The sequence below is a fragment of the Arenimonas sp. genome (assembly GCF_041919775.1).
Classification (GTDB): domain Bacteria; phylum Pseudomonadota; class Gammaproteobacteria; order Xanthomonadales; family Xanthomonadaceae; genus Arenimonas.
In genome coordinates, this window is record NZ_JAYRTE010000042.1 from 1 (window position 1) to 3,795 (window position 3,795).

At 66.7% G+C, this 3,795-nt stretch carries 3 protein-coding genes; all 3 read right to left on the reverse strand.

Annotated elements, in window-relative coordinates:
* Positions 1 to 65: 65 nt before the first annotated feature.
* Positions 66 to 581 carry a hypothetical protein gene (locus ACE3TE_RS12935; protein WP_374605600.1) on the reverse strand — a complete coding sequence of 172 codons (516 nt, stop codon included), beginning with the start codon at positions 579 to 581 and terminating at the stop codon, positions 66 to 68.
* A 108-nt stretch (positions 582 to 689) separates the two neighbouring features.
* Entirely contained in the window at positions 690 to 2,984 is a 2,295-nt protein-coding gene (locus ACE3TE_RS12940) for an NADP-dependent malic enzyme (RefSeq protein ID WP_374605602.1), read from the reverse strand.
* Between the two features lie 136 nt (positions 2,985 to 3,120).
* Positions 3,121 to 3,648 carry a hypothetical protein gene (locus ACE3TE_RS12945; protein ID WP_374605604.1) on the reverse strand — a complete coding sequence of 176 codons (528 nt, stop codon included), beginning with the start codon at positions 3,646 to 3,648 and terminating at the stop codon, positions 3,121 to 3,123.
* Positions 3,649 to 3,795 lie beyond the last annotated feature (147 nt).

The window sequence follows — 3,795 nt, forward strand, 5'->3', positions numbered from 1 at the left end:
GCCTTCAGGCGCGAATCTTCTGACTTTGCCTTTGGCAAAGAAGGGATTCGCGCCTGAAGGCGCTCCTACAGATTCCTGGCCAGCCAGGTGCCGCCGTAGACCAGCAGCGACAGGCCGACGTAGGCCATCTCAACGCTCCGCTTGCGCGCCGGCTCGTTGCGCGCGCCGAAGATGTCCAGCACCAGCTGCCGCAGCAGGAATGTGTAGAGGATGTAGTACAGGAAGGGCGTGAGGTGCACCGCCATCGGGAAGTCGCCCAGCGACTTGCCGAACAGCGACAGGATCCAGTCGATTTCCACCCAGATGCCGAACAACCCCAGTCCGGCGTTGATGAACATCCAGCGCACTTCGTCCAGGCCAAAGATCGCCAGATAGAAGATCACGTACACGGTGATGGCGATGCCACCGTGCAGGTACAGGAAGGTCAGGTCCGGGCCGTTGCTGGCGTAGGCCATCAGGAAGCCCGACAACCCGAACATCCCCATGTGGAACAGGAAAAACGGGTAGATGAACCACTTGGGCGCTGATTCGCCCTTGCGGTAGAGCTTACCGTTGATGGTCAGGTCGCTGCGAAGTTTCATCGGGGATGCCGGCCAAAAACCGGGGTCAGAGTCGAATTTTGCTGGCAGGCATTTCGGCGGCTGGCGGCACCTCGGCGCAAAATTCGACTCTGACCCCGGTTTTTACGCTTAGCCGCGGGCGGCGCGGATCTGGGCGTCAACCGCCGCAATCGCCGTCATGTTGACCACGCGGCGCACCGTGGCCGAGGGCGTCAGCACGTGGGCCGAGGCGGCCAGGCCCATCAGGATCGGGCCGATGCCGACACCGTCGGTGACGTTGCGCACCAGGTTGTAGCTGGCGTTGGCAGCGTCGAGGTTGGCGAAGGCAAGCAGGTTGGCGCGGCCGGAAAGCTTCGAGTTCGGGAAGATGCGGTTGCGCGCTTCCTCGTTGAGCGCGATGTCCGCGTGCATTTCGCCTTCGACTTCCAGCTTGGGCGCGCGCTCGCGCAGGATCGCCAGCGCGTCGCGCATCTTCTGCGAACTGGCCGATTCGCTGGAGCCGAAATTGCTGTGGCTCACCAGCGCCGCCTTGGGCGTGATGCCGAACAGCTTCAGGCGGAAGGCCGCCTGCACGACGCTTTCAGCCACTTGGGCGGCGGTCGGATCAACCTGCACGTGGGTGTCGGTGAAGAAGAACACACCCTTCTCGTTGAGCACCGCGCTCAGCGCCGACAGGCCGCGCACCTCGTTTTCCAGGCCCAGCACTTCGCGCACGTACTTGAGCTTGCGCACGAAGCGGCCAACCATGCCGCAAAGCAGCGCGTCGGCCTCGCCCCGGCGCACCATCAGCGCCGCGATGACGACGTCGCGCGAGCGCACCACGGCCTTGGCCGCGGCCGGCGTGATGCCCTTGCGCTGCATGATCTCGTGGTAGAGCTGCCAGTAATCGTTGAAGCGCGGATCGTCGTCGATGTTGGTGACATCCACGTCGATGCCGATGCGCAGGCGCAGGCCCAGGCGCTGGATGCGGCGCTCGATCACCGCCGGCCGGCCGACCAGGATCGGCCGGGCCAGGCCCTCGTCCACCACCGTCTGCACGGCGCGCAGCACGGTTTCTTCCTCGCCCTCGGCATAGACCACGCGCTTGCGGTCGGCGCGGGCGCGGTCGAACACCGGCTTCATCAGCAGGCCGGTGCGGAACACCCAGCTCGAGAGGCGGTCGCGGTAGCTGTCGAGGTCTTCGATCGGGCGCGTGGCCACGCCCGAAGCCATCGCCGCCTGGGCGACGGCGGGCGCCAGCGACACCAGCAGGCGCGGGTCGAAGGGACGCGGGATCAGGTACTCGGGGCCGAAGCGCGGGGTTTCACCGGCGTAGGCGGCGCCCAGGTCGGTGGCTTCGCGGCGCGCCAGGTCGGCGATGGCGTGCACGCAGGCCAGCTTCATTTCTTCGTTGATCATCGTCGCGCCGACGTCCAGCGCGCCGCGGAAGATGTACGGGAAACACAGGGCATTGTTGACCTGGTTCGGGAAGTCGCTGCGACCGGTGGCGATCACCGCGTCCGGGCGCGCCTGGCGCGCCAGCTCCGGATCGATTTCCGGCGTCGGATTGGCCAGCGCGAAGATGACCGGCTTGTCGGCCATCGTCCTGACCATCTCCGGCTTGAGCACGCCGCCGGCGGACACGCCCAGGAACACGTCGGCGCCGTTGACGATCTCGGCAAGCGCACGCGCGGCGGTTTCCCGCGCATACCGCGCGATGCCTTCGTTGACGCCGCCCGCGCACAGGTCAGGGCGGCCTGTGTGCAGCACGCCGTCGCGGTCAACGACGTGGATGTTGGCAGGTTTCACGCCCAGCGCCACCAGCATGTCCAGGCAGGCGATGCCGGCCGCGCCGGCGCCGCTGACGGCCAGCTTCACGTCGGCGATGTCCTTGCCGACCACGTGCAGCGCATTGATCAGCGCCGCGCCGACGATGATCGCGGTGCCGTGCTGGTCGTCGTGGAACACGGGGATCTTCAGCCGCTCGCGCAGCTTCTTCTCGACCACGAAACACTCGGGCGCCTTGATGTCCTCGAGGTTGATGCCGCCGAAGGTGGGCTCGAGGCTGGCGATGATCTCGACCAGCTTGTCCGGATCGTTCTCGGCGACCTCCAGGTCGAACACGTCGATGCCGGCGAACTTCTGGAACAGCACACCCTTGCCTTCCATCACCGGCTTGCCCGCCAGCGGGCCGATGTTGCCCAGGCCCAGCACGGCGGTGCCGTTGGTGATCACGCCCACCAGGTTGCCGCGCGCGGTGAGCGCGCTGGCTTCACCCGGGTCGGCGACGATCGCTTCGCAGGCCGCGGCCACGCCCGGCGAGTACGCCAGCGCCAGGTCGCGCTGGGTCACCATCGCCTTGGTCGGCGTCACCTTGATCTTCCCCGCCGGCAGCTGGCGGTGGTAATCGAGGGCGGCGAGCTTGAAGTCTTCTTGTTCGGACATGGGCGGCGGGAAGGGGGCTGCTGCTGGGCCCCCGATTGTACCCGCACCGCCTGTAGGAGCGCCTTCAGGCGCGAATCCCTTCTTTGCTGCAGGCAAAGCCGAAAGATTCGCGCCTGAATGCGCTCCTACAGGGGACTTAGCGGGTGACGGGCAACTCGGCTTCGTCGAGCAGCAGCAGCCAGCCGTCTTCGGGGCTCAGCAGCAGCTGCACGCTGGCCTGCAGGGCATCGGGCGGCTCGCCCTGGAAATCCGGCTGGAAGTTCACTGAAAACGTGGCGCCCGAATAGGCCGTGGTGTCGGCGGCCCGTGCGGCCCGCAGGCTGCGCTGGACGCTGGCAAGGGCCCGGATGCCGGCGGCGTCGAGCCGCCAGAGGCTGTAGCGGCGCTCGCGGTCGAGCGGGCCCGGACCATTCGCCTGCTCCAGGCCGAAGGCGTGGCGTTCCGGCCCGGCGCCGTCGCGGGTCAGTTCAAGCGCCAGCTCGACGCTGTCGGGCCGCACGCCCACGGCCGGCTCAAGCGACAGCGCGGCACGCAGGTCGGAAGGCTCCAGTTGCACCAGGGTGGTTTCGTCGAAACCGCGCAGTTTCCACAGGGTGCCGAGCGGGATGCTGGCGCAGGCAGCCAGCGCCAGGCAGGCGACGACAATGAAGAGCGTTCGTTTCATGAGCACGTGTACAGAGAGACTTTGTGGGAGGGACTTTAGTCCTGAAATGCATCGGGACTGAAGTCCCTCCCACAAAAGCTCCCTGTAGGAGCGCCTTCAGGCGCGAATCTCTTCTTTGCCGCAGGCAAAGCCAAAAGATTCGCGCCT

Bases quoted from the DNA above. Each gene is read 5' to 3' on its own strand.
- ACE3TE_RS12935 (WP_374605600.1), bottom strand. From the start codon at position 581: ATGAAACTTCGCAGCGACCTGACCATCAACGGTAAGCTCTACCGCAAG.
- ACE3TE_RS12945 (WP_374605604.1), bottom strand. From the start codon at position 3,648: ATGAAACGAACGCTCTTCATTGTCGTCGCCTGCCTGGCGCTGGCTGCC.
- ACE3TE_RS12940 (WP_374605602.1), bottom strand. From the start codon at position 2,984: ATGTCCGAACAAGAAGACTTCAAGCTCGCCGCCCTCGATTACCACCGC.